Source organism: Corynebacterium sp. MSK041 (assembly GCF_030232265.1).
GTDB lineage: Bacteria > Actinomycetota > Actinomycetes > Mycobacteriales > Mycobacteriaceae > Corynebacterium.
The window spans coordinates 38,036-63,588 of sequence record NZ_JASPJK010000002.1 but is presented as its reverse complement, the minus strand read 5'-3'; the positions used below and the strand labels follow the sequence as shown (position 1 = coordinate 63,588).

Here is a 25,553-nt window from a genome sequence, read left to right as displayed (position 1 = left end):
ATGCGCACTAAACTGTGCGCATGTCCACGCAAGACCCCAACTCCTCGTTCGGCATGAGTTTTTCGCCTAATTTTGGGCCACCGCCTGCAGGCACACCCAGCAGCAACTCATCGGGAAAGAAGCGGCGGGGCTGTTCCGTCGGCCTTGGCGTTCTACTCCTCATCGTTGCTGTTGTCGCTGTTTTGATGGGCCGCGGCATAATTCCTGGGCCGTCCTTTGGTTTTGGTGGGGATGGTGACGGTAAGCCTGCACCAGCCAAGGGAACCAAGGCCATTCATGGTGTAGTCGGGTCGGAGAAGCGGGAGTACTTTGAAGACCCAGCCGTGGTGGAACGCCTCGGTGAGTTGGGCTACACCGTCACAGTGAGCACCGCTGGCTCACGCCGTATTGCTACTGAAGTGGACTTGGATGAGGAAGACTTTGTTTTCCCATCTTCGAGTCCCGCCACCCAGAAGGTCACCGATCAAGGCTCCGGCTACTCCGCTGATTACCCATTCTTTTCCCCCATGGCAGTGGCAACATTCCAACCGATCGTGGACCTGCTGGTTGGCGCCGGTGTGGTGCGTAAAGAAGGGGAGAGCTACGTCCTCGATGTGAACAAGTACATCGACTTGACCCAAGAGGGGAAGCGGTGGCGTGACCTTGGGGATACATTCCCTTCACCGCGGAACGTGCAAATTGCCACGACGGACATCCGCACATCTAATTCTGCTGCGATGTTTCTATCCATCTTGGCGTGGCAGTTTGGTGAACGTGAACCAGACAAAGCAAACGATGTTGCATGGTTGACACAGCAGGTGGCACCGTTCTTTACCGGCCAGGGCTACACCCAGTCTTCTTCCGCAGGCCCTTTCAATGACTACTTGAGCCAAGGCATGGGTTCAACGCCGATGGTGCTGGTCTATGAGGCGCAGTTCCTTGGGGAGCAGATGAAGCCGAACTCCCGCATCAAGGACGACATGGTGCTGGTTCAGCTGGATCCAACAGTGTTGGCCAACCACGGCGTTGTAGGCATCAGCCCGGAGGGCAAGGAGCTGGGGCGCCTTTTGTCCACGGATGAGACTCTACAGCGTCTTGCCGCGCAGCACGGTTTCCGCCCAGCGAGTAATGACTATCTGACGGAAGTCGTCGAGGAGAAGGGCCTCCCAGCGCCATCGAGTTATGTCTCTTCGGTGGACCCACCGAACTACGACAGGTTGGAAGCACTCATTGAAGGAACGGGCACTCGTTATGGCAGCGTCCCGCCACGCAACCAGGAGGAACAAGAGAAATGAAGAAGCTAATCACACTGCTTGTCGCCCTGCTGACTGGCGTGGCACTGAGCGGTTGTGAGCTGACGGAGAAGGCGAGTAATTCGCTTGGGATTAACTCCGATACAGCGTTGAACATCATCGCCGCAACCGAGTTGGAAGACCTTGAACCCGTGGTTCAGCAGGCGTCCGCGGATCTTGGTTTTCCCATCAATATGCAGTTCCACCAGGGTACCCTGCAGAACTCTCAAGACCTGAAAAATGGGGTCTTTGATGGCTCCGTCGATGCCACGTGGATGGCTACCAACCGCTACGTTGACCTCATTGGTGCACGGGGTGCACTTGCAGATGAGACCAAGATTGCTACGAGTCCCGTTGCCTTCGGTGTGCAAACAGCAAAGGCACGCGAGCTTGGCTGGGATAAGAAGCAGCCAACGTGGAGTGAATTCGCCGCCGCGGGCCGTGAAGGTAAGTTCACCTTCGGCATGACGGACCCGTCCGCATCGAATTCAGGTTTCTCTGCACTCGTTTCCGTGGCTACTGCCATGGCTGATACTGGTTCGGCATTGACTGATCAGGATGTTGAGACAGTCGGCCCAAGCCTCCACGAACTCTTCCAAGCGCAGTCGATGGTCTCCGGCTCTTCTGGTTGGTTGGCTGATTCTTTCCTGCAGAATCCACATGAGGCGGATGCAATTATCAATTACGAGTCCACGCTGCACCAGATGCGAGCTGAGGGTGCGGATATTGAGGTGATCGTTCCGGCGGACGGGGTTGTCTCCGCGGATTACCCTTTGTCCACCTTGGCTAATCCTGCGAATCAGGAGGCTTCAGGGCAGGTCAAGGCTCTGGCAGACTGGTTGCTTGAGCACCAGCAGCTGATCGCCGATTCCTTCCGTCGCCCGGTCAGTGATGTAGAAAACATGCCAGCAGCGCTGCAGACCCAGACGGTCATTGAGCTGCCGTTCCCAGGTAACTACGGCACAGTTCAGAATCTCGTTGAGCGCTACAACAATGAATACCGCACACGCGGCAACACGACCTTTGTGCTGGACACCTCGGGTTCGATGGAAGGGGAACGGCTTGATTCACTCAAGGAGATCATGACGTCGCTGGTGGATGGCACTGCAGCAACCACGATCGGCAACGTGTCCCTGCGCGATGGGGAGACCGTGACCTTCCAGAAGTTCTCCTCCGAACCGTGGGAACCTCTCACCGGCACCTACAGCACCACTGATCCTGCCGTGCAGCAGCAGTTCCTTGACTACATCAACGGTCTTGTCGCCGATGGCGGAACAAATATCTACGACACGCTTCTAAGCGTCACTGAGAAGGCTGACCCAGATGCAGGCATCGCAACGATCGTGCTACTCACGGATGGTGAGGTCACGGCGGGTCGTGGAATGGCGGACTTCAAGAATGACTATGCCAAGGTCACCGCGAACAAGGGTAAGGTCCCAGTGTTTGTCATCCTGTACGGTGAAGCAAACGTTGAAGAAATGAAGGAACTGGCGGATATGACCGGTGGCGCTGTGTTTGATGCGATTAACGGTGACCTCGGTGACGCCTTCAAGGAGATTCGTGGGTACCAGTAACCGCCTCCCGGCAGCCCTCAGTGGCGATAGTTTTTTCAGCTCCAAGAAAAATATGGTGGGCATGGGTCTTGCCACCGCGGTCGTGGGAGCGCACGTGGTGGTTGGCCTTGGGTTCCTCTGGCCTGTCGTTGCGGCAGCCGCGTGGGGTGCAGGCGTGTTGTTGACTCCAGCGCCGCGGCAAAAAGCTCTTCCCGCGAACACCTCACCCTTGCTGCCACCGGGGAAACAGTTGGATCAAAAGCTCTATAAGGTTCTTCAGCCGCTCTACCGAGTGGAGCCGCCGGAGTCGGTTCACCTGCAGGCCATTGAGTTGGAGGAGACACTGCGTTTCGTCCTACACGAGTGGGATGACCTGGAAGCTGCCCCGCAGCACCAGCAGACCATCTGGAACATCGTGAATATCTACCTGCCGGAGGTGATTGCCACATACCTGGACGCGCCGCAGTACCGGAGCCCAGAAGCTGCTGACGTGGTCACTGGCTCACTGACTACGTTGACCAACGCTGCGGAGAAAGTGAAGCAGGGCATCTTGGACCAGAACCTGCGTGCTTTGGACTCTCAGGCGCGGGCGTTGCGGGAAGCCTTCGGTGACCTGCCTGGGTTGGATGAGAACTGAACAAGGTACGATGAAGCACCATGACGGCGAACACTCCAACGCTTGACCCTCAGCTCCTTGACATCCTTGCGTGTCCGCAGGACAAGGGGCCGTTGGAGTATCTCAAGGACGAGCAGTTACTGGTCAATCGCCGGCTTGGCGTTGCCTATCGCATTGATGAAGGCATTCCGGTTTTGCTTATCGACGAAGCTGAGCCGTATCCCGCCGCATAGAACCCGGATTCGGGCTGCCCATCTTTCTTTTTTTTGAAAATCCATTTACAACTCAACGAGGCGTGAAAGAACTGTTCTATGGCTAACAGTGCAAACATTATTGATGAACTAGAGTGGCGCGGACTGATTAATCAGTCTACTGACTTGGATTCCCTGCGTGAGGCGGCGCAGGCGCCGATCACACTGTATGCAGGTTTTGACCCGACGGGTCCGTCCTTGCATGCTGGCCACCTGGTGCCGTTGCTGATGCTGCGCCGTTTCCAGGAAGCAGGACACCGTCCTATCGTGCTTGCTGGTGGCGCCACGGGCATGATTGGTGATCCGCGTGATGTGGGGGAGCGCTCCATGAACTCGGCCGACACCGTCGGCGATTGGGCGAAGCGCATTGCAGGTCAGCTTGAGCGTTTTGTCTCCTTTGAAGGTGAGAACGCCGCGATCATGGTGAACAACGCGGATTGGATCAATGAGATGTCCGTGATCACTTTCCTGCGTGATGTGGGCAAGCACTTCTCTTTGTCCACCATGCTGTCTCGCGACACGGTGAAGCGCCGTCTGGAAAACGACGGTATCTCTTACACCGAATTCTCCTACATGCTGTTGCAGGCCAATGACTACGTGCAGCTGCGTCGCCGCCACGATTGTGTGCTGCAGGTTGGTGGCTCTGATCAGTGGGGCAACCTCGTTGCCGGTGTGGATCTCAACCGCCGTATTGATGGTGAGTCCGTACATGCCCTGACCGTGCCGCTAGTGACTGACTCTGAGGGTAAGAAGTTTGGCAAGTCCACCGGTGGTGGCTCGCTGTGGCTCGATCCGGAGATGACCAGCCCGTACCGCTGGTACCAGTACTTCATCAACACCGCTGATGCTGATGTGATCCGTTACCTGCGCTGGTTCACCTTCCTGACCAAGGAAGAATTGGATGAGCTCGAGGTTGAGGTCAAGGAGCGCCCGTTCAAACGCGTCGCGCAGAAGAAGCTGGCGAAGGAGATGACTGACCTTGTTCACGGCCCAGAAGCGACGAAGAACGTTGAGCTGGCATCCCAGGCTCTCTTTGGTCGCGCCGAGCTGACGGATCTGGATGAGGCAACGTTGGCTGCTGCTGTGTCTGAGACAGAGGTCTTTGAGATCAATGCGGGTGAGCCGCGCGGAATCGTCGACATGCTCGTGGGCACTGGCTTGGCCGAGTCGAAGGGAGCTGCACGCCGCACCATCAAGGAAGGTGGCGCCTATGCGAATAACCAGCGCATCGATTCGGAGGATTGGGAGCCGACCGAAGCAGATCTGCTCCACGGTTCCTGGATTGTGCTGCGCCGTGGCAAGAAGAACTTCTCCGGCGTGAAAGTGAACGGGTAGGTGACGCAATGAGCGAGGACAACAAGCAGAACAGCAGCCGGGATTCACGCAATAACCGGGAGAACCGCGAAGGACGCCAGGACCGAAGGTCCGGTGGCAACCGCAATCCCCGTGGCGACCGGAACGCACGCGGTGACCACGGCGGTCGAGATGACCGTCAGGGCGGCAACCATGGCCGCCGTACGCATGCGAATCGTGGTGGCGCTGGTCGTGATGGCAGCGATGGCAAGGTGCGCCACGATCGATCCAATCCTTACCGCCAGGGCTTCCGTGAGGACCGCATGGCGCAGAAGGAAAAAGAGCCCTCGCTGCCGGATGATATTGATCCGACCGATCTTGATCCATCGGTCCTTCAGGACCTCCGCGTGTTGGCTAAGGACAACGCGGATAAGGTGGCCAAACACATGATCATGGCCGCAACATGGATGGCAGATGATCCGCAGCTGGCACTGACCCACGCACGTGCTGCGAAGAACCGTGCTGGGCGTGTTGGTGTGGTCCGTGAAGCAGCAGGTATTGCCGCGTACCACGCTGGGGAGTGGAAGGAAGCACTGTCTGAACTGCGCGCCGCACGCCGTATGAGCGGTGGCCCAGGTCTCTTGGCTGTCATGGCTGACGCTGAGCGTGGACTTGGCCGGCCGGAGAAGGCGATTGAGATTGGCCGTAGCCCGGAAGTGAAACAACTGGACCCGGATTCCCGGATTGAATTGGCCATTGTCGTCGCCGGTGCGCGCCATGACCTGGGCCAGCATGAATCGGCATTAGCAACGCTGCAGCAGATGAATCCGAGCTTAAGCGCACACGGCTTCGCGCAGACCCGCCTGGCGTATGCGTACGCAGATGCGCTGCAGCAGATTGGCCGAACTGATGAGGCGCGCCACTGGTTTGAACACGTCGCCGCTGTGGACGACGAGGAGTGGACGGATGCCAAGCAGCGCCTGACGGAACTGGGGTAGAGGGGGACAGCGATGAGCGTGATCGCGCCTTATGACGCGCTGTTGCTCGATCTTGACGGCACTGTGTGGGCCGGCGGCGACGCCATCCCACATGCCGTTGCAAACATCAACGCATGCACCGCGTCGGGTTGCGCCGTGGCCTATGTGACGAATAACGCGTCCAAAGGTCCGGATGAAGTGGCAGGCAAACTCGCCGCTATTGGCCTTGATGCCAGCGCAGGGGATGTGCTGACGTCGGCGCAAGCTGCGGTCGTGCTTGCACAACGCCACGCGGATCCCGGCGCGAAGGTCTTAGTGGTCGGGGCCGATTCTTTTAAGGGTCTGGTGCGTGAGGCTGGCTTCGTCGTTGTGGATTCCGCGGATGACAACCCGGCGGTGGTTCTGCACGGGCACAATCCGGACACCGGGTGGCGGCAGCTCTCCGAGGCAGCGCTGGCTATCCGCAATGGTGCCGTGTATCTGGCTAGTAACTTGGATTCAACGTTGCCAGCTGAGCGCGGTTTCATGGTGGGCAATGGTTCTATGGTCGCTGCCGTGTCCAGTGCCACTGGCGTTGTACCCGAAGCCGCCGGCAAACCGGGTCGCGCGATGTTTGATCTAGCGCAGGAAAAACTCGGCGTACACAAACCATTGGTAGTGGGAGACCGGTTGGATACGGATATCGCCGGTGGGGTGGCAGCGGGGATGGACACGTTGCATGTGCTCACTGGTGTTTCGGGTCCACGGGCACTGATTGCTGCACCCCTCGGCCAACGCCCAACATTTATAGCGGAGGACTTGCTAGTGTTGACCAGCTATGCAGGGGACTTTAGCTCTCTAGCGCCAGCTGTTCAGGGCGGGTTCACCGCGACGGTTGAACAGCGTGCTTCGGAGGAGGCCGTGATCATTCTTGATGGTGGCAACGAGGACGCGACGTGGCTCCAAGCGTTGCGCACTGTTGTAAGTGTGGCGTGGAATATTGAGGACGAGCCCGAATTCATCGATGTGAAGGCTGCATCGCCTGCAGCTGGTACGGCGATCAAGGCGTGGTGGTAAAGCTCATGCAATCTCATAGCACCCCGATGCCGAAGCCACGTGATCCCCGCAAGCCGGCGATCACGCCTGAGGAGCTGACCGCGCGTTTTGAGGCGGTGCTCTCCCAGCCGATGGATGATCCGGCGGCGGAGTTAGCCGAGTATGAGGCAGCGTATGAGGTCCTCGCCGAGGCACTCCAGGACCGGGCTTAAAGGGGGGATTAGGCATGGCACCAGGGCGTCGACGTTTGGACGCGGAACTTGTGCGCCGGAAGATCGCACGTTCACGCGAACAGGCTGTGGAGTGGATCAAGGCTGGCCGCGTAGAAGTCGGTGGTTTTGTGGCTAAGAAGCCAGCCACCGTTGTGGAACCGGATGTGTCCATCAAGGTCGCGGAAGCTGACGGCGATGACTGGGCTTCGCGCGGTGCGCACAAACTACTTGGGGCGCTAGAGGCTTTCGAGCCATTTGGGCTGGACGTTGCCGGGAAGAGGGCCCTGGACGCGGGTGCTTCTACCGGTGGCTTCACTGATGTGCTGTTGCGCCGCGGGGCGAAAGAAGTCGTCGCCGTTGATGTGGGCTATGGCCAGTTGGTGTGGCGCCTACAAAACGATGAGCGCGTGACAGTGTTGGACCGGACCAATATCAGGCACCTCACCCCGGAGATGATGGGTGGACCCGCGCAGTTGATGGTGGGTGACCTGTCTTTCATCTCCCTGGAACTGGTCCTGCCGGCTATCGCAGACAGTCTGGAATACGGTGCTGACTTGCTACCTATGGTGAAGCCACAGTTTGAGGTGGGCAAGGAGCGGCTCGGCAGCGGGGGAGTTGTGCGCTCACCGCAGCTGCGCGAGGAAGTGACCCTGGGGGTCGCGCAATTCGCTCATACTTTAGGCCTAAGTTGTCGTGCTGCAGTGGCTTCTCCGCTTCCCGGGCCGAGTGGGAACGTAGAATACTTCCTATGGCTGGTTAAGGATGGTGGCCACAGCGTTCCGAGTGAAGGCGAGTTGGCCGCTATGATTCAGCAGGCAGTAGAGGAAGGACCGAAAAACTAATGGCAACAAGCAGTGACCGCGCTGTTCTTTTGGTCCCTCATACACGCCGTGAAGGCAATATCGCTTCTGCTGCCCGCGCAACTGAGTTGCTGCTCGAGGCCGGTTTCACTGTTCGTCTGCTGGGCGATGAGGAATTGCCCTACGCCGGTAATTACCCGGCGCTGGACGAGCTGTGCCGGGTTGAACCAGATGAACATGCAGCGGAAGGCTGCGAGCTTGTCCTCGTCCTTGGCGGTGACGGCACATTCCTCCGCGCCGCTGGTTTTGCACGTGCTCAAAATGTGCCAATCCTTGGTATCAACTTGGGCCACATTGGCTTTTTGGCGGAGTGGGAAGAGGACAGCCTGGAAACCGCAATTCGCCGTGTCATCGACCGCGAATACTCTCTTGATAGCCGAATGACCATTGATGTCACGGTGCATGACCACAACAACGACCTCGTGGGTACGGGTTGGGCTCTTAACGAGGCGAGCTTGGAGAACCTAGACCGCCGTGGTGTGTTGGATGCGATCCTTGAAGTTGATCTTCGTCCGGTGAGCTCGTTTGGTTGTGATGGTGTGCTCATCTCAACACCAACGGGCTCGACGGCCTACGCGTTTTCCGCGGGTGGCCCGATTCTATGGCCGGAGTTGGACGCCATTTTGGTGGTTCCCAATAACGCCCACGCTCTATTTACAAAGCCACTTGTCGTTTCGCCCAGCTCCAAGGTCGCAGTTGAGTCGCTGATCACTACCACTCCCGCCAACGTCGTGTTAGATGGTTTCCGCCATCTGGACATGCCGCCCGGCTCGCGCCTTGAGGTTGTACGCGGACAGCGTCCCGTTCGCCTCGTGCGTCTGGACGACAGGCCGTTCACTGATCGCCTTGTGAGCAAACTTCATCTGCCGGTCAATGGCTGGCGCGGTCCCGTGGTCAAGGATGATTTCTCCTACGCCGATAACGTGACGCAGCGGTAGGTCTATGCTCACCGAAATAACTATCGATAACCTGGGCGTTATCCCGCATTCCGCCGTCGAATTTTCGCCGGGACTCAATGTTCTCACTGGTGAGACAGGTGCGGGTAAAACAATGGTTGTCACCGGTTTGCGTTTGCTTACTGGTGGGCGCGCGGATGCATCGAAGGTACGCACGGGCGCTGCGCAAGCCACTGTTGAAGGTGCTTTCAGCACGCACTTGCTTAGCGACGTCGCACGGGACGCCCTCACCACCATCACCGAAGACGCCGGAGCGCAGCCGGATGAGAACGGCGAGTACCTTGCTGCCCGCTCGGTGAAGGCATCTGGCCGTTCCCGAGCTCACCTCGGCGGGCGGACTGTCCCGGCTGCGACACTGGCTGAGTTCACCTCCCACCTGTTGACTATTCACGGACAAAATGATCAGCTCCGGTTGTTGGCCCCAGCAGAACAGCTGGCAGCGTTGGATGCTTTTGACCCGGCTATCGCACCATTGAAAGAGCGTTACCGCGAGTCCTATTCGAAATGGCGCGCGGCGACGAAGGATCTGCGCGAGCGTACAGAAAAGCGCCGTGAGTTAGCGCAAGAAGTCGACCGCCTCCAGTTCGCCGTGGATGAAATCGACGGCATTGACCCCAAAGATGGGGAGGACACTGACCTAGTAGCTACGATCAACCGCTTGCAGGATGTGGATGCACTGCGCGAGTCCGCGCAAGGCGCACTCGTCGCCATTGATGGGGCAGAATCCGTCGGGGAGTACAACAGCGGTGCGGAAAGTGCGGATCCAGCCTCAACGCTCATTGGCCAGGCTGCTTCAACGCTGCAACAGGCCAGTGACGGCCATTTGCGGGAACTGGGCAGCCAGCTGGCAGATGTTGCAGCGGTTCTCACTGATGTCTCTGGTGAGTTGGGTATGTTCCTCTCCGATCTCCCAAGTGATCCAGATGAACTGGAGCGCTTGCTCCAACGTCAGCAGGAACTGAAAAGCCTTACCCGGAAGTATGCGCCGGATATCGCAGGTGTGCTTGCTTGGCGTGACAAGGCAGTGAAGCGGCTGGCCTCGATTGATACTTCTGCGGAGGCAATTGAAGAGCTGAGGAAGCGTGTGGCAACCAGCGAGAAAGAGATGACCACTGCGGCAAAAGCACTGACCAAGGAGCGGACTGCTGCGGCTAGGAAATTGGAGGAAGCGGTCACGGAGGAACTGCGCGGGCTGGCGATGCCGAAGGCGCGGGTGACTGTGTCCGTCGATAAGCAAGAATTCGACCGTAACGGTGCTGATAGCGTCGAATTGCGATTGGCCCCGAACGATGCGCTTGAGCCACAACCATTGGCTTCGAGCGCCTCTGGTGGTGAGCTCTCGCGCGTCATGCTCGCATTAGAGGTCATTCTGTCTAGCCAGCAGGGTGGCGCGACGTTGGTGTTTGATGAAGTGGATGCCGGTGTCGGCGGTCGCGCTGCCGTCGAAATTGGACGACGTTTGGCTCGTCTAGCACGAAACAACCAGGTCATTGTGGTTACGCACCTTCCGCAAGTTGCTGCATACGCTACGACACACTTGCATGTGTCGAAGAATGTGAGCGATGAATCCGTGACGTCCGGTGTTGATGTGCTTGAGGGAGACGCGCGCATTGAGGAGCTCGCTCGGATGCTCGCCGGCATGGATGATTCGGAGACAGGCCGGGCGCACGCTAATGAGCTCATGGAGCGCGCCCAGGCAGAGATCGCTGCATTCTAAAAACAGAGCTGTTCTTACAGCGCGCCTCCACCAATATTGCTGGTTGATACAGCAAGATTACGTGTCATGAGCTCAACTTCCAATGCCTCTGAGGCGAAAGAACCAACCCCGCAGACGGCTGGTACCCCTGACACTCTCGCAGTCCCCGCCACGCCAGACGCGACGGAGAAGCCCGCTGCCCCCATTCATGGCCACCTCCGTGACTGCACTCCGCAGGGCAAAGGTCTGCGCAAGTTCACTGCAGGCGATATCGCCGTCGTGGATGCCCCTGACCTGACGCGACGTCAGGCTCAGACGCTAGTGGAAAAGCGTCCGGCTGCTGTGGTGAACATTGGGAAGTTCTCAACAGGCAATATCCCGAACTATGGCCCGCAGCTTCTGCTGGACGCTGGGATCCCGCTCTATGAGGGCGCAGGTGCTACCACGCGCGAAGCCTTTCGGGATGGCAAGAAAGCCACGCTAAGCGCTGATGGCGAACTCGTCGTGGGCAAGAAGGTCATCGCGCAGACTGACTACCTGGGCAGGGAGACCGCTGACAAGGTTTTTGATGATGCTCAGCGCGCCCTTGTTGAGAATATGGAAGCCTACTTTGGCAACAGTATCGAATTCATCCATTCCGAATCGCCGCTGCTTGTGGACGGTGTAGGTGTGCCCGAACTTGGCGATGTCATGGATGGCCAGAAAGTCCTCATCGTCGCACCCACTCCTGATGTGCGTGAGCGAGTGACCAATCTCCGGAACTTCATTCGTGAATACCGCCCAGTCATCATCGGCGTTGGCAGTGCCGCTGACACGCTGCTTGATCTGGGATACAGCTGCGAATTCATCGTTGGAGACCCAGCAGATATCTCCACGGACGCGCTGCGTGGTGATGCGCGGGTGATCCTGCCAGCCGACCCGGATGGGCATGCAGCTGGTTTGGAACGCATCCAGGATCTTGGTGTTGGTGCCGTGACATTCCCGGCAGCTGCTGATTCGGCGATGGATCTGGCAATCTTGCTGGCTGTCTTTCACCAGGCCGAAACAATTGTCACCGTCGGTGATCTCGTCGACCTGGACCGTATTTTCGGCAATGACCTGGCAGCGTCCCCGGCTGCAATGCTGACGCGCCTCAAGGCCGGCAACCGCATCGTGGAATCCACGGTGATTGAGAATCTGTACAAGACCAGCTCTGGCTCCGGTGTTGCGTGGGCGTGGGCAATTCTGGGCCTGCTCGTGGCGCTAGCCACTGTGGTCCTCATTGTCGGCTTCATGGGTAACGGGACGTTCGTTGACAACCTCATTGACACGTGGAACAACTTCGCCTTGACCGTCCAAAACCTTTTCAAGCGCTAGGAGGGGCGCAACAACATGTCTAAAAAGAAGACCGGCGTTGCCGGATGGGTTGCCAGTGGCCTCGCATGGGGCCTTGCAGGTGGCCTTACCCTGGGAACCCTGGTGGTAGCGCCCTCCTTGGCTCCTATTTCGGATTACGCGTTCAACAACATCGACTCCGCCGACCGGGGTGAAGCTAAGGCAAACAAGCAGGACGGTGAGGTCCCAGAAAACCCGGAGGCCAATTCCGCTAATGCGCTTCTGGCTGGCCACTCCAAACGCATTGTGGAGGGCACGTTGGAACAGCGCCCCTACATCATTGTGCGGGCTCCTAACGCCGATGAGGATGATGTGAAAGCCGTCGAGTCTCTTGCCCAACAGGCAGGTGCTACGGCAGCCGGGCAGATCACTCTAACCGACAAGTTCCTTTCCCAGGATGGTGCAGATGAGCTGCGCTCCATCGTCGCGAACACCCTGCCGGCGGGCGCACAACTTTCTGTGGACAACCAAACTTCAGGTACGCACGCTGGCGAGTCCTTGGGCACTGCGTTGATGTTTGACGTGGACAAGAATGAGCCACTGGCCACGGTCGAAGACCGCGCACTGGTCCTGCACGCACTGCGTGATGCCGGATTCATCGAATACGCCGATGGCACGATCACCCCGGCACAGGGCATCATTGTGGTCACCGGTGGCAGCATCGACGAGGGCGATGGCGTCAAGGACGATGCGGATGTGTTTGCCGCGACGGTTCTCGCCGACCTTGCCAAAGGCCTGGATTCACGCGGGGATGCCGTTGTGCTTGCCGGTCGCCGTGGCGCGGCGGGGCCACATGGATCCATCGAGCTGATTCGCTCCGATGCTGAGGCAAGCGCTGCGGTATCCACCGTGGATTCCCTCGACACTGAAACCGGAAGGATTTCCACCATCCTCGCTCTGGCTGAACAGCTAGGCGGTAAGTCTGGTGCCTACGGCTCGGCCTCCAACGCGCAGGCGCCCGCCCCGGAACGTCCACGCACTGAGTCGGCTGAATAAAGCTTGCGCTTAGGCCCGGCTTGTCTGTTCGAGCCGGGCCTAAACTGGTGCCATGACTTCCCACGCACAATCCTCGCGACATGAATTCACAGTGACAAGCTCTGAGCTTCTTGTGGACGCGCCCATTCTGGCGCTTCGGCGCGACTCGGTGACCATGCCAGGTGGTGTCAGCGCTCACCGCGAGATCGTAGAACATTTCGGGGCCGTGGCTGTCGTTGCCGTGGATGAACAGGACCGTATCGCCCTCGTTGAGCAATATCGCCACAGCGTAGGACGGCGATTGTGGGAACTTCCTGCGGGTCTGCTCGATTTTGCAGGTGAGCATGAGCTGACTACAGCACGGCGCGAGCTCGTCGAAGAAGCTGGGCTTGAAGCGCAGAACTGGTCACTTTTGTTGGACTTGGTTACCTCCCCGGGTTTCGCCGAAGAAGCAGTACGCGTCTTCATGGCCACTGGTTTGACTGAGGTGGAGCGCCCTGAAGCCGAGGATGAAGAAGCAGACATGGGCTTCACCTGGATGCACATTGAGGATGCGCGTGAAGCCGTTATGTCCGGCCGCATTATCAATTCGATTGCGATAGCCGGCATCTTCGCCGCATCGGATGTGCTCGCGGGGCGCTCTTTTCCCCGTTCCACTGACACACCTTTTGATGTGCGGCCGACTCACATGGCGCTACGGCGCCAGCACCAAGGTGTCCAGCCCGATATGAAAAAGATTGGGATGTAGTGAAGGCACGGGAAGTTGGCCAATTGTGGCTTGATCACCTCGCTGTTGAGCGGGGTGTTTCAGAGAACACGCTAAGCAACTACCGGCGTGATGTAGGGCGTTACGTTGATTGGCTGGAAAGCTCTGGCAAAACGGATCTCGCCTTAGTGACTGCTGCTGATTTAGAGGCCTATGTCGCAGATCTTCGCCGGGGCGATGAGTATCGGAAGCCACTGGCGGCATCCTCAACCAGCCGAGCACTTGTTGTTGCCCGGGGTCTGCATAAGTTCGCCACCGTTGAGGGCATTGTGGTTGCGGATGTTGCAGCACGCGTCTCACCACCCAAGCAGGGGGAGAAGCTGCCTGACACCTTGAGTATTGATGAGGTGAGCAAGCTTCTCGACGATTGCTTGACCGACACCCCTCACCACCTACGCGATAAGGCCTTGTTGGAGATTCTGTATGCCACGGGAGCACGTGTATCTGAAGTGCTCAGTTTGGTAGTGGATGATGTTTCCCAGATGCCCGGGTACATCAAGGTCACTGGCAAAGGCGACAAGCAACGCATTATCCCGGTGGGGCGCACGGCGAATCTGGCGTTAGACGCATACTTAGTGCGTGGTCGTCCCGCCCTGTCACAGGGCAAGTCTCATGCACTATTCCTTAACAAGCGCGGGGGAGCGCTATCCCGGCAGAGCGCGTGGACAATTATTAAAGATGCGGCTTCGCGCGCGGGGATTGAGAAAGACATCTCACCGCACACTCTGCGCCATTCCTTTGCAACACACCTTCTTGAGGGTGGAGCAGATGTCCGTACCGTCCAGGAATTACTCGGTCACGCCAGTGTGACAACGACTCAAATCTACACTCACGTCACTCCAGAGAACTTGCGTGAGGTCTGGCGTACCGCCCATCCGCGTTCCTAAACACACTGCGAAAACAAGGGGATCAGACGCATTACGCGGTAAATAACACCCGTGTAAGATGACGGGCAGTAAATGTTTGGTCGACCTGAAAATGAAGGGCGGGACTGTGGCAGACGAAGGACTCTTCGATGCGGAGCAGGCAGCAGTCGGACTGACTGGACGCCCACTGCGCGAACTCCCTCAGCCGGAGCCACTGGACAAGCATGGCCCGGCCACGATCATTTCCATGGTTAATCAAAAGGGTGGCGTGGGCAAGACCACCTCATCCATCAATCTTGGCGCTTGCCTTGCGGAACAGGGACGTAAAGTCCTGCTGGTTGATTTGGATCCGCAGGGCGCTTTGTCTGCCGGTCTTGGGGTGACTCAAGATGAGGATCAAGTTACGGTCTATGACCTGATGTTGGATAACACCTCTTCCATCCACTCGGCTATTAAGCGCACGAATGTTTCCGGTTTGGATCTCGTGCCGGCCAATATTGATCTGTCAGCCGCGGAAATCCAATTGGTCAATGAGGTCGGCCGTGAACAAACCCTTGGCCGCGCATTGCGCCCAGTGCGCGGGGAGTATGACTTCATCATCATCGATTGCCAGCCATCGTTGGGCTTGCTCACTGTGAATGCTCTTGCGTGTTCTCATGGCGTGATCATCCCGATGGAGTGCGAGTACTTCTCGCTGCGTGGCCTCGCCCTTCTGGCGGACACTGTGGAGAAGGTGCGTGACCGCATTAACTTCGACTTGGACATCGTGGGCATCCTGGTGACCATGTTTGACCGTCGCACCACCCACGCCCGCGAGGTCATGGATCGTGTGGTGGAAGTCTTCGGTGATCGTGTTTTTGACACCGTGATTACCCGCACCGTCCGCTTCCCAGAAACTTCTGTCGCTGGTGAACCGATTATCACGTGGGCACCCAACTCACCAGGCGCGGAGCAGTACCGAAATCTGGCGCTTGAGGTCATCGAGCGCACTTCCCAGCGCTAGTAGGGGAGCCGTTGATCCGGCATGACAACAACGCATACGAATCGACCGATGGCTGGTAATGAGGGTTACCAGCCAGAGATCACCGGTTTCACCATTGTTCTCAATAACTTCGAGGGACCCTATGATCTGCTGCTGAACCTCATTGGTGCCAGGAAGCTTGACATCACTGAGATCGCCTTGGCTGAAGTTACTGATGAGTTCATTGAATATGTGCGTCTGTTGGGCGAGACAGCACAGTTGGATGAAGTCACTGAGTTTCTAGTCACGGCGGCGACTCTTTTAGCGCTCAAAACACAGCGTCTTTTGCCGCGTAGTGGTGAGGATGACGAGGAAGATCTGGAGCTTCTGTCTTCCCGTGACCTCTTGTTCGCACGCCTGCTGCAGTACCGGGCGTACCAGCAGGTGGCTGATCGTTTTGAGGAATGGCAGACCAATGCCCGGCGGCGGTATCCCCGCGCAGTGGGAATGGAGGATCAGTTCCTCGATCTCATGCCGCCCGTGGAGCTCGGACACACAGCGGGCAGTTTCGCGGAGCTAGCTGCCTCTGTTTTTCGGCCGAAGCCACCAGAAACAGTGCGCACTGACCACGTGCATGCCCAGGCCGTATCTGTGCCGGAGCAGGCCGGGAAGATCTTGGACACGCTAAAACTCGCCGGCCCAGATCATTGGCTTACGTTCACCGCGCTGACCCGTGACTGCACTAAAACAATGGAAGTTGTGGGCAGATTTTTGGCAGTGTTAGAGCTGTATAAGGCCCATGCGATTGATGCCCAGCAGGAGGAGGCCCTCGGGCAATTGGATATTGCGTGGACTGGTAAAAATGTGGATCCCGCGGTGGTGGCCGCGCAGAACTGGGAGTAGGGAACATGGAGAAGAACTCGGACCTGCCCATGGTCTCGCAGCTGCGCTCACAGATTGAATCCGTCATCCTGGTGATCGATACACCCGCCACCGTGGCGGACCTCGCCGGTGCTTTGCATGCAGCCCCAGAAGATGTTGCCTTAGCTCTGAAAGAGTGGGCGGAAGAATTGGATCACCGTGGCTCTGGAATGGACTTGCGTGAAACAGCTGAAGGGTGGAGGTTGTACACCCGGCCAGAGAATGCTGATGCAGTAGAAGCTTTCTTGGTGGATGGTACGCAAACAAAACTCAGTCGCGCGGCGATGGAAACACTGGCCGTGGTTGCCTACCGGCAGCCGGTGACGCGAGCCCAAGTAGCGGGTGTTCGAGGAGTGAATGTCGATGGTGTCATGCGCACGTTGACTCTGCGTGGACTCATCGCTGAGGTGGAACCCGATGAATCGTCTGGTGCGCACCGCTACGTCACCACCGAACTGTTCTTGGAGCAGCTAGGCATCGATTCTTTGGACAGATTGCCAGACTTGGCACCGCTGCTTCCGGAAGTCGATTCCATCGAAGATGCCTGGTAGATTCGGGGACTATGAAACCTACCGCTCGCCGAGAAGGCTCACCGGATAAGGGCTCGAACAAGAGCCATGACAATCAACAGAATCGGGGCAAGGACCAGAAGTTCTTGCTCTCCAACGCAAAGCCCGCCAAACACCAGAACGTCAGCTTGAGTGAGCGTCGTGCCGCTGCTGAAAAGGCGGCAGAAGAACCGCACCCGCTCGCTGATAACTGGTGGGACTACCGTGAAGATCCCGTCGCCCCCGAGGGCAAGGCAGTGGAACTCGGCGATCCGGACGAACGGGATCACCGCACGGGTAGGCCACAGAAACGTCGTCAAGCAGAAGGCATTCGTCTGCAAAAGGTCCTGGCGCAGGCTGGCGTTGCCTCGCGCCGGAACTGCGAAGTGATGATTGATGAAGGTCGCGTTGAGGTCAACGGCAAGATCATCCGCCAACAGGGCGTGCGCGTGGACCCGAACGTGGACATCATCCGTGTTGATGGTGTGCGTGTGAATGTGAATGAGGATCACCAGTACTTCGCGCTGAACAAGCCACGCGGTATGCACACGACCATGGAGGACGAGTTCGGCCGACCCTGCGTGGGCGATGTTGTGGCTGACCGTGTTGTGGCCGGTAACCGCCTCTTTCACGTGGGCCGGCTTGATGCGGACACGGAAGGCCTGCTGATCCTCACCAATGATGGTGAGCTGGCTAACCGCCTCATGCACCCACGCTACGGCGTGTCCAAGACGTACTTGGCTACAGTGCTGGGCGAAGCAAAGCCAGCACTCGTGCGCGAGCTCAAGAACGGAATTGAGCTGGATGACGGTATGGCCAAGGCTGACTACGTGCAGATCGTGGACACTCACCAAGGCCAATCGCTGATCCGATTGGAGATTCATGAGGGCCGCAAGCACATCGTCCGCCGCATGCTCAAGGCCGCCGGCTACCCGGTGCAGCGTCTCGTGCGCACGAAAGTGCACACGGTTCAGCTTGGAGAGCTGAAGCCAGGCGCGATGCGTGCGCTCAATGATTCGGAGCTGACGGCTCTGTACAAGGCAGTGGAGATGTAAATGAGCAGCACCGACAAGATCCAAAACACTAACCCGGCAATGCTGACGAACATGCCTGATGGCGGATTGATCCTTGCTGTTGATGGGCCGTCAGGGACCGGTAAATCCACCACGTGCCGCGCGTTGGCTAAGCAGCTCAACGCAAAGTATGTGGATACCGGTGCGATGTACCGGGTGGCCACTTTGGCTGTGCTCCGTGCTGGTGTGGACCCCGCTGATAGGGTTGCCGTCATTGAGGTCACTCGTGATCTGCCTTTGGAAGTCTCCGATGATCCGGATTCTACCGAAGTGATTCTTGCTGGGGAGGATGTCTCGGGGGAGATCCGCGAACGGGACGTTACGCAGAATGTGTCCGCTGTGTCAGCGATTCCGGAGGTACGCGTGAACCTCGTGGAATTGCAGCGCAAACTCGCACGTGACGCGCACCGCGCTATCGTGGAGGGTCGTGACATTGGAACGGTTGTGCTTGTTGACGCGCCGGCAAAGGCCTTCCTCACGGCTTCACCGGAGGTGCGCGCGCAGCGCCGCTATGACCAAGATGTCTCCGCTGGGCGCGAGGTCGACTTTGCCACTGTGCTCGCCGACGTGATCCGCCGCGATGAGCTGGATTCTTCGCGGGCGACGAGTCCGCTTCGTCCCGCCGAGGATGCGGAGATCATCGATACTTCGACCATGAGCAAGGACGAGGTCCTGGCTACCCTCATCGCGTTGATTGAAAGGAGTGCATGATGACTGACCAGCGCAACAACAACGAGTTTTCGGAAGATGCGCCCACGGAGTTCGAGTACACCGAGTTCAACCCCGCGGACTATGAGGGCGAAGAGTATTTCATCTCTGAATATGGGGAGGAAGCTGAGCAGCTTTTCGACGAATCGGAGTTCGGCCCCGCCGACTACGGTGAGGATTCCGAAGGTGATGTTGACATCACCAACGACATGTCCGAGGAGGATTGGGCTGAGGTCGAAGCTGCTTTTGGCGTTCAGCGCATCAATGCGGATGGGCACTTGGAGGAAGCTCTTCCCACGGTTGCCATTGTTGGCCGTCCGAACGTAGGCAAGTCCTCTTTGGTCAACCGTTTCCTGGGTCGCCGCGAAGCCGTGGTCGAGGACCACCCAGGGGTGACCCGTGACCGCGTGAGCTACTTGGCTGACTGGGCAGGCCGCCGTTTCTGGGTACAGGACACCGGTGGGTGGGACCCGGATGCCAAGGGCATTCACGCCTCTATCGCGCACCAGTCAGAAGCAGCGATGCATGATGCAGACATCATCCTCATGGTCGTGGATTCCCACGTCGGCGTGACAGAGTCCGATGCCGCAATGGCACGGAACCTGCAGCGCTCTGATGTGCCGGTCATTCTTGTTGCGAACAAGTTTGAGTCTGAGTCCCAGTGGGCGGACGTTGCGGAGTTTTATTCCCTCGGCTTGGGCGATCCGTGGCCAGTGTCCGCTCTGCACGGTCGCGGTGGTGCGGATGTTTTGGATGAGATCATCCGTCTCTTCCCTGAAGTACCCAAGTCCGCCAACTCCATCACGGAGGGCCCACGCCGCGTGACCCTGGTGGGTAAGCCGAATGTGGGTAAGTCCTCTTTGCTGAACAAGCTGTCCAAGTCTGACCGTGCCGTGGTGGACAACGTTGCCGGCACGACGGTTGACCCGGTGGATGAGCTCATCCAGCTGGATCAAAAGCTATGGCGCTTCATTGATACTGCTGGCCTACGCAAGAAGGTCAAGAACGCAACGGGGCATGAGTACTACGCCTCGTTGCGTACGCGCGGCACGATCGATGCGGCAGAAGTATGCGTCGTGCTTATCGACGCATCCCAGGAGATCACTGAACAAGACCAACGCGTCATCTCCATGGTGTTGGATGCGGGCAAGGCCATGGTCATTGCCTTCAACAAGTGGGACCTGATGGATGAGGACCGCAGGTACTACTTTGACCGCGAATTCGACATGCAGCTAAACCAGTTGCCGTGGGTATCCAAGATAAATATCTCCGCCGAGACCGGTCGCGGTCTGCACCGCCTGGAGCAGGAGATGATCACGGCACTGGAAAATTGGGATCGCCGCATCTCCACCGGCCAGCTGAACAACTGGCTGCGTGAGGCAATTGCCGCTAACCCTCCGCCGATGAAGAATAACCGCCTGCCCAAGGTGCTTTTTGCCACCATGGCGGGCACACGTCCGCCGACCATCGTGCTGTTCACCACTGGCTTCCTGGATGCTGGTTACCGCCGTTACTTGGAGCGTAAGTTCCGTGAGCAGTTCGGTTACCACGGCACTCCAGTGCGCTTCGCCGTACGCGTGCGTGAGCGCAACCCGAAGCGCCGCTAGGAGCCAACTGTCGTGCCACACCCTCGCAGCACTCGCACTGTCACCGTTGACGTGCCCGGTCATGGAACACAGCAGTTTTCTTACCACTGTTCTGTCCCATCAACGGCGCATAATGGTGAGCCGTTGCCACTGATCGTGGGTATTCACGGCAAGGGGGATAATGGCTACGACTTTCTCATTGGCACAAACCTTGGCGTAGCCAACGCTGTCGTTGTCACACCCACTGGACAGGGCCTGGCGTGGAGTCCAGCGCCTTATGCCATCACGACGGTGGAGCAAGACACCGCACTGATCGAAGCGATTATTGCTGACATCAGCTCTGCGTACTCCATTGATCCGCAGCGCGTGTACCTCGCCGGATTCTCCAATGGCGGTGGGCTCGTTGCTGTTCTGGCCACAAACAACCCAGACAAGTACGCCGGTGCAGCTACCGTTGCCGGTGCCATCCGGTCGAGTGCGGATGAGCTAGCTGCAGGATCTCCCATTGACTACCTAAATATCCATGGCACCTGGGACGACGTTGTGCCCTATGCCGGTGAAAACCGTGGTGGCGGGGGAGTCATCCAACCAGCATGGGATGTTGCCACTGCTTTCGCTGAGCGCAACGGCGACCAGGCGCGGACTGCTCACATTCCTGTCGAGGGCATGGGCCATGAGTGGCCAGCAGGAATCTGGGCGCGCAGTCGGGGCATTGATGTCACCGAGATTATTCTCGATTTCTTTTGTATCACCTGGGCTGAGCACTAAGCACGCTCATACAAGAATGCGTCGGTGCGATAGGGCAGAGGAATCCGATCTCCTTCTTCAAACCCCAATCGTTCGTAGAGGTACCACCTCAGATTCGCCTCTACCTTCGCTCGCGTCGTGTCTGATGCACGCAACCAGTAGGACCGCGTTTTAGCCAGCGCGAACAAATCAGCCGTGGTGACTTCCTGGAACCAGCGCAGGCGAAGCTCCTCAGTCAGGGACCAGGGGGCATATACCTCCGGGTAGAAGCCTTCGCGGTGCACGTCACCGGAATGAGAGATGCGGGAATAGCGCAGTACCCATGGGTGGGAAACGTCGAGCGTGTTCCAGCACAACATGAGCTTGCCACCAGGTACGACTACTCGGTCAGCCTCCGCGCTTGCTGCTGCAGTGTCCACCCAGTGCCAGGTCTGCGCGCTGACGTAGGCGTCCACCGAACTATCCCGCACCCCGGTTGCCTCAGCAGTTGCGCGCCAAGCATGTACTGCTGAGTGCTGTTGCTTCAACACGGTAAGCATGTCTGCTGACGGGTCCACAGCAAAGACCGTGCGCCCAGGGGTCAGCAAATCTGCCGCGAGTTTGCCCGATCCTGCACCGACATCAATCACGGTTGTCGCATCAGTGACAAGCTCAGAAACCGCGAAAGGGTAGGAAGGCCGGACATCGTCGTAAAGCGATGCTCCTGCTTGAAACGCCCCCGCGGTGAACGTGCGTGCTGTTTCGTCGCTGAACCCCGGCGCATTCTTTTTGCTTGGAATGAAGCGATGTTGCTCCGGGCCGAAACTCATGGGGTGCAATGTACCTGGTGTCTGGGTAGGACGTGAATTTTTGGGCAAGTAGCGTAGGTTAGAACGAGTGAAAAATGCCCGCCTAAAATCTGCTTTCCGCCCAGCAGTTGCTGCTGCTGTGGTGCTGTTGAGCTGCTTTCATGTGAGCGCATGCGGCTCACTGCCGGGCAAAGCCGCGGTTGAGGACAAAGTCGTGGAAGTCTTCAACGAACCGCCGGAATACCGCCCAATGCCCAATGGCCCAACGACGACGCACCGACGCACGATGCACATTGGCGGGCATGAACGCGAATACCTCGTCTCCACACCAACGGATGTGCACGCGCTTGATGGGTTGCCACTCATCATGGTTTTTCACGGCTACCGCATGACCATGGATCAGATGCGCGCCACCACGAACTTTGATTCCGCCCACGCTGTTGTGGTGTACATGCAGGGCGTGAACACCTCGTGGGCTCCCGCACCGTACGCAACGACGACGGGGGAGGAGGACCTCGCATTTTTCGACGCGGTGCGTGAGCAGATGCTGCGCGATTATCCGGTTAATCCAGCCCGTGTGTTCGCTGCCGGCCACTCCAACGGCGGCGGATTTGTGGCGTATGCAGCCTGCCATCGGCCACACCATCTCACCGGTATTGCCACTGTGTCAGCCGCCTACTACGAGAAGGTGTTTGAGGGGTGCGCGCCGGTGCCCATGAAGCAGATTGACTTCCATGGCACTGCCGATCCAGTCATCGACTATGAAGGCGGCTGGCGGTATCACACCCGCTATGAGCCTGTACAGCGCGTTCTCGTCGAAGCGGAGAAGCGGAATCACTGCCACCCACAGCCCATCACTGAACCCTTTGAACGTCCGGGACAAAAACTCACCTGGCAGCATTGCGATGCGCCGCTGGAGCATTACCGCCTCGAGGGCAGTAGACACGTGTGGCCCGGCGATCTCATCGACATCGGGCCGGGCGCACTAACAAGCAAAAACTTTGCGACGAAGACGATCCTGGACTTTTTCCGCATCCCCCGGCGCAACTAGGCGCCAGAGTGGGGCATAGGTTTACTCCGCCTTCAGCTGCCGGTGCCTGTTCTCAATGAAGGTGCGTTCTGCCAAGGATTCGCCGGCACCGTCTTGGAGGTGGACGACAACGTTAAGGCCAAGGGCTTCCAGGTCCTCGACATCTTCGCAGTACATGGCCACCGAACTGATCACGCATTCATCGGTCAACGCCTTGAGGTCGAGGCGCAGACCAATGGCAAACAGCATGAGGCTCACGCCGATGTCGGAGAAGAGGTCGAGTGCCGCATCATGTTCTACGCCAGCGGCATGGAGCGCAAAGCCGGCAACGAGAAACCCAATGAGCGGTGGCAGTCGCACAGCCCATGGAATGAGACCGCAACCAAGTACGTGAGTAACAAATCCGCAGGTTGAAGTCTGCATCACCGGCAGATTGTCCAGAAGCACGAAACGTGCTCTCCCCCTAATGGGGAGAGCACGACCCGCCGATACACAGTTTGTGGGGCAGGTCTAGCATGAGACGCGTGGAAAATCAGCGTCATTCTCGTGAACCGGAAGCAACACGGAGCCAACCCGCAGACTCCACACCAAAGAACCCGCGTGAGCAGCTGACTGCTCGCGCGCTTGTCGTGTGGGTGGCGGCTCTGCTTACCTACGTCGTGGCAATCGTCGGCCGTACGTCCCTCGGTGTTGCCGGCGTGGAGGCCCTCGATCGCTTCCACATCAACGCCTCCCAGCTGGCTGTGTTCACCGCTGTCCAGGTGGGCGTGTACGCCTTGGCGCAGATTCCTACCGGCATCATCATTGACCGCATCGGCCCTAAGAAGACAATGGTCGCTGGTGCGCTCATCATGGCCATCGGCCAGGTGATCATCGCGTTCACCACGTCATACCCACTCGCAGTCGCTGCTCGTGTGCTCATTGGCGCGGGCGACGCTACTGCATTCTTGGGAGCCATGCGTTTGTTGCCCCTGTGGTTCCCGCTGCGCCTGACTCCGCTGTTCACACAGCTCACCGCGGGGCTGGGTCAGCTAGGCCAGTTCATCTCCGCTGTGCCATTCCTAGCCATCCTTCATGCCGCGGGGTGGGTGCCCGCGTTCCTGTCCGTCAGTACCGCCGGCCTCATCATCGTAATCGTGGGGCTTGTCGCGCTTGCCGACGCCCCCGGCGCCCGCAAAGACAAAAACGCCCACCGCAGCACCGAATCGGAGCGCCTCACCATCGGCCAAACCTTGAAGATGGTCCTGACCAACCCGGTGTGCTGGCAGGGCTTCTTCACCCACTGGACCGGCCTGATGCACCAGTGCATCTTCACCCTTCTGTGGGGCATGCCGCTGATGACCTTGGGCTTGGGGCTGAGCCCGGCTCAAGCCAGTTCCGTTCTGGTGATCAACACCGCGGCCGTGATCCTCGCTGGCCCTTTGATGGGCATGATCTCCGCCCGCACGGGCCGCAAGCGCATCAATGTGGTGGCAATCATCGCCGTCATGGACCTTCTTATCTGGGTCGCATTCCTGCTGCCCACTAACCCGCCTGCCTTCTGGGCAGTCATTGTGCTCAACATTCTGATGGCAGCTCTCGGCGCTAAGTCCAACTTCGGTTTTGACTCCGTCCGTGAGGAAGTTGACCGAAAGATTCTGGCCACCGGCACCGGCCTGGCCAACATGGGCGGGTTCGTGGCCACCATGATTGCTGCACCGAGCGTTGGGTTCTTGCTTGACGCCACCTCGACCGGCGGCAACTACACCTGGGAGTCCTTCCGCATCGGTTGGCTCGCGGTCCTTGCCGTGTGGGCATTTGGTTTCATTGGGCTGCTCGTCGCTAAGCGTGCAACCTCCAAGTTCGTAGGTGGAGCTAAGTACCGAGTCGTCGAATCGGACAATTAGCACGAATAACGTCTGTATTGGGGGATTGACGTCGCACACGTAGGACTGTACGGTTTTCTGTACGTTAACCGCTGGGAGGTGGACTATGAAGACTTACAGCTACACCGAATCCCGCGCGAACTATGCACAGGTGCTGAATGATGTGGTTAATGACCGCGAAGAAGCCGTCATAACTCGCGCTGGCCATGAACCCGTCGTGATTGTGTCGCTATCTGAATACGAGTCTTTGCGTGAAACCGCGTATCTTCTGCGTTCGCCGGCTAATGCGCGCCGTCTGCTTGGTTCTATTGAAAACCTAGAGAATCAGCGTGGTTCACAGCACGCTCTCATTGAGGAATAATGCTTCTCATCTGGGACGAGGCAGCGTGGGAAGATTATCTATGGTGGCAGTCAGTTGATCGGCGAATCCTCAAACGCATCAACCAACTAATCAAGGACATTGTCCGAAACGGTAACGAGGGAATCGGCAAGCCCGAAGCGCTCAAGCATGAGTTGTCAGGGTATTGGTCGAGACGAATCACAGATGAACACCGATTGGTGTACCAAGTCATGGATGGGGAAGTGCGAATCGCGGCCTGCCGATATCATTACGGACGCTAATTAA

The 25,553-nt window shown here is 58.2% G+C and carries 28 protein-coding genes; 26 read left to right on the top strand and 2 right to left on the bottom strand.

What is annotated here, in order from left to right; all coding sequences use genetic code 11:
• Positions 1-20 precede the first annotated feature (20 nt).
• The 22 genes from QP968_RS02665 (at position 21) to QP968_RS02560 (ending at position 21,266) form a co-directional block, all read left to right on the top strand.
• Positions 21-1,274 (top strand): hypothetical protein, encoded by a 1,254-nt coding sequence (locus QP968_RS02665; protein WP_284854893.1) that lies wholly within the window; start codon positions 21-23, stop codon positions 1,272-1,274.
• On the top strand, positions 1,271-2,845 hold the full coding sequence (locus QP968_RS02660) for a VWA domain-containing protein (RefSeq protein ID WP_284854892.1): 1,575 nt from the start codon (positions 1,271-1,273) through the stop codon (positions 2,843-2,845). Before QP968_RS02665 ends, QP968_RS02660 begins: the two co-directional genes overlap by 4 nt.
• Positions 2,832-3,461 (top strand): hypothetical protein, encoded by a 630-nt coding sequence (locus QP968_RS02655; protein WP_284854891.1) that lies wholly within the window; start codon positions 2,832-2,834, stop codon positions 3,459-3,461. Before QP968_RS02660 ends, QP968_RS02655 begins: the two co-directional genes overlap by 14 nt.
• Positions 3,462-3,481: 20 nt before the next feature.
• Positions 3,482-3,673 carry a Trm112 family protein gene (locus QP968_RS02650; protein ID WP_284854890.1) on the top strand — a complete coding sequence of 64 codons (192 nt, stop codon included), beginning with the start codon at positions 3,482-3,484 and terminating at the stop codon, positions 3,671-3,673.
• A gap of 78 nt (positions 3,674-3,751) precedes the next feature.
• The gene (gene tyrS / locus QP968_RS02645; RefSeq protein ID WP_284854889.1) at positions 3,752-5,026 is read left to right on the top strand and encodes a tyrosine--tRNA ligase; all 1,275 of its coding nucleotides are present in this window, start codon (positions 3,752-3,754) and stop codon (positions 5,024-5,026) included.
• A gap of 8 nt (positions 5,027-5,034) precedes the next feature.
• Positions 5,035-5,982, top strand: coding sequence for a tetratricopeptide repeat protein (locus tag QP968_RS02640; protein ID WP_350309329.1), 948 nt, complete (start codon positions 5,035-5,037; stop codon positions 5,980-5,982).
• A 12-nt stretch (positions 5,983-5,994) separates the two neighbouring features.
• Positions 5,995-7,017: an HAD-IIA family hydrolase gene (locus QP968_RS02635; protein WP_284854888.1), complete on the top strand. Its 1,023-nt coding sequence runs from the start codon at positions 5,995-5,997 to the stop codon at positions 7,015-7,017.
• A gap of 5 nt (positions 7,018-7,022) precedes the next feature.
• Positions 7,023-7,208: a hypothetical protein gene (locus tag QP968_RS02630; RefSeq protein ID WP_284854887.1), complete on the top strand. Its 186-nt coding sequence runs from the start codon at positions 7,023-7,025 to the stop codon at positions 7,206-7,208.
• A gap of 14 nt (positions 7,209-7,222) precedes the next feature.
• Positions 7,223-8,050, top strand: coding sequence for a TlyA family RNA methyltransferase (locus QP968_RS02625; RefSeq protein ID WP_284854886.1), 828 nt, complete (start codon positions 7,223-7,225; stop codon positions 8,048-8,050).
• Complete coding sequence (locus tag QP968_RS02620) at positions 8,050-9,006, top strand: NAD kinase (protein WP_284854885.1); 957 nt, start codon at positions 8,050-8,052, stop codon at positions 9,004-9,006. The genes QP968_RS02625 and QP968_RS02620 overlap by 1 nt, the downstream gene beginning before the upstream one ends.
• 4 nt (positions 9,007-9,010) lie before the next feature.
• Positions 9,011-10,741 carry a DNA repair protein RecN gene (gene recN, locus QP968_RS02615; RefSeq protein WP_284854884.1) on the top strand — a complete coding sequence of 577 codons (1,731 nt, stop codon included), beginning with the start codon at positions 9,011-9,013 and terminating at the stop codon, positions 10,739-10,741.
• Between the two features lie 66 nt (positions 10,742-10,807).
• Positions 10,808-12,076 (top strand): putative cytokinetic ring protein SteA, encoded by a 1,269-nt coding sequence (steA, locus tag QP968_RS02610; RefSeq protein ID WP_284854883.1) that lies wholly within the window; start codon positions 10,808-10,810, stop codon positions 12,074-12,076.
• 15 nt (positions 12,077-12,091) lie between these two features.
• Positions 12,092-13,090 carry a copper transporter gene (locus QP968_RS02605; RefSeq protein WP_284854882.1) on the top strand — a complete coding sequence of 333 codons (999 nt, stop codon included), beginning with the start codon at positions 12,092-12,094 and terminating at the stop codon, positions 13,088-13,090.
• Positions 13,091-13,142: 52 nt separating this feature from the next.
• The gene (locus tag QP968_RS02600; protein WP_284854881.1) at positions 13,143-13,817 is read left to right on the top strand and encodes an NUDIX domain-containing protein; all 675 of its coding nucleotides are present in this window, start codon (positions 13,143-13,145) and stop codon (positions 13,815-13,817) included.
• Entirely contained in the window at positions 13,817-14,722 is a 906-nt protein-coding gene (xerD, locus tag QP968_RS02595) for a site-specific tyrosine recombinase XerD (RefSeq protein WP_284854880.1), read from the top strand. The genes QP968_RS02600 and xerD overlap by 1 nt, the downstream gene beginning before the upstream one ends.
• 106 nt (positions 14,723-14,828) lie before the next feature.
• Positions 14,829-15,704: a ParA family protein gene (locus QP968_RS02590; RefSeq protein WP_502869991.1), complete on the top strand. Its 876-nt coding sequence runs from the start codon at positions 14,829-14,831 to the stop codon at positions 15,702-15,704.
• Between the two features lie 21 nt (positions 15,705-15,725).
• On the top strand, positions 15,726-16,565 hold the full coding sequence (locus QP968_RS02585) for a segregation and condensation protein A (protein WP_284854878.1): 840 nt from the start codon (positions 15,726-15,728) through the stop codon (positions 16,563-16,565).
• 5 nt (positions 16,566-16,570) lie between these two features.
• Positions 16,571-17,134, top strand: a complete 564-nt coding sequence (gene scpB / locus QP968_RS02580) for an SMC-Scp complex subunit ScpB (protein WP_284854877.1) — start codon at positions 16,571-16,573, stop codon at positions 17,132-17,134.
• Positions 17,135-17,145: 11 nt separating this feature from the next.
• Positions 17,146-18,186 carry a pseudouridine synthase gene (locus QP968_RS02575; protein WP_284854876.1) on the top strand — a complete coding sequence of 347 codons (1,041 nt, stop codon included), beginning with the start codon at positions 17,146-17,148 and terminating at the stop codon, positions 18,184-18,186.
• A gap of 39 nt (positions 18,187-18,225) precedes the next feature.
• A complete protein-coding gene (gene cmk, locus QP968_RS02570) occupies positions 18,226-18,915 on the top strand; it encodes a (d)CMP kinase (RefSeq protein WP_284855103.1) in 690 nt (229 codons plus the stop codon).
• Positions 18,915-20,519 (top strand): ribosome biogenesis GTPase Der, encoded by a 1,605-nt coding sequence (gene der, locus QP968_RS02565; RefSeq protein ID WP_284854875.1) that lies wholly within the window; start codon positions 18,915-18,917, stop codon positions 20,517-20,519. The genes cmk and der overlap by 1 nt, the downstream gene beginning before the upstream one ends.
• 12 nt (positions 20,520-20,531) lie before the next feature.
• A complete protein-coding gene (locus tag QP968_RS02560; RefSeq protein ID WP_284854874.1) occupies positions 20,532-21,266 on the top strand; it encodes a CE1 family esterase in 735 nt (244 codons plus the stop codon).
• Here the strand turns inward: QP968_RS02560 and QP968_RS02555 are convergent.
• Entirely contained in the window at positions 21,263-22,054 is a 792-nt protein-coding gene (locus QP968_RS02555; RefSeq protein WP_284854873.1) for a class I SAM-dependent methyltransferase, read from the bottom strand. The two genes, QP968_RS02560 and QP968_RS02555, sit on opposite strands and share 4 nt — an antisense overlap.
• Positions 22,055-22,121: 67 nt before the next feature.
• Here QP968_RS02555 and QP968_RS02550 point away from each other — a divergent pair, with 67 nt between their 5' ends.
• The gene (locus tag QP968_RS02550; protein WP_284854872.1) at positions 22,122-23,084 is read left to right on the top strand and encodes a CE1 family esterase; all 963 of its coding nucleotides are present in this window, start codon (positions 22,122-22,124) and stop codon (positions 23,082-23,084) included.
• 21 nt (positions 23,085-23,105) lie between these two features.
• Here QP968_RS02550 and QP968_RS02545 read toward each other — a convergent pair whose 3' ends face one another.
• Positions 23,106-23,510 carry a cation:proton antiporter domain-containing protein gene (locus QP968_RS02545; RefSeq protein WP_284854871.1) on the bottom strand — a complete coding sequence of 135 codons (405 nt, stop codon included), beginning with the start codon at positions 23,508-23,510 and terminating at the stop codon, positions 23,106-23,108.
• Positions 23,511-23,578: 68 nt separating this feature from the next.
• On the opposite strand from QP968_RS02545, the gene QP968_RS02540 reads away from it, so the two are divergent.
• The 3 genes from QP968_RS02540 (at position 23,579) to QP968_RS02530 (ending at position 25,549) form a co-directional block, all read left to right on the top strand.
• On the top strand, positions 23,579-24,949 hold the full coding sequence (locus QP968_RS02540; RefSeq protein ID WP_284854870.1) for an MFS transporter: 1,371 nt from the start codon (positions 23,579-23,581) through the stop codon (positions 24,947-24,949).
• A gap of 85 nt (positions 24,950-25,034) precedes the next feature.
• Positions 25,035-25,289 (top strand): type II toxin-antitoxin system Phd/YefM family antitoxin, encoded by a 255-nt coding sequence (locus QP968_RS02535; RefSeq protein ID WP_284854869.1) that lies wholly within the window; start codon positions 25,035-25,037, stop codon positions 25,287-25,289.
• The gene (locus QP968_RS02530) at positions 25,289-25,549 is read left to right on the top strand and encodes a Txe/YoeB family addiction module toxin (RefSeq protein ID WP_284854868.1); all 261 of its coding nucleotides are present in this window, start codon (positions 25,289-25,291) and stop codon (positions 25,547-25,549) included. The genes QP968_RS02535 and QP968_RS02530 overlap by 1 nt, the downstream gene beginning before the upstream one ends.
• Positions 25,550-25,553: the final 4 nt, after the last annotated feature.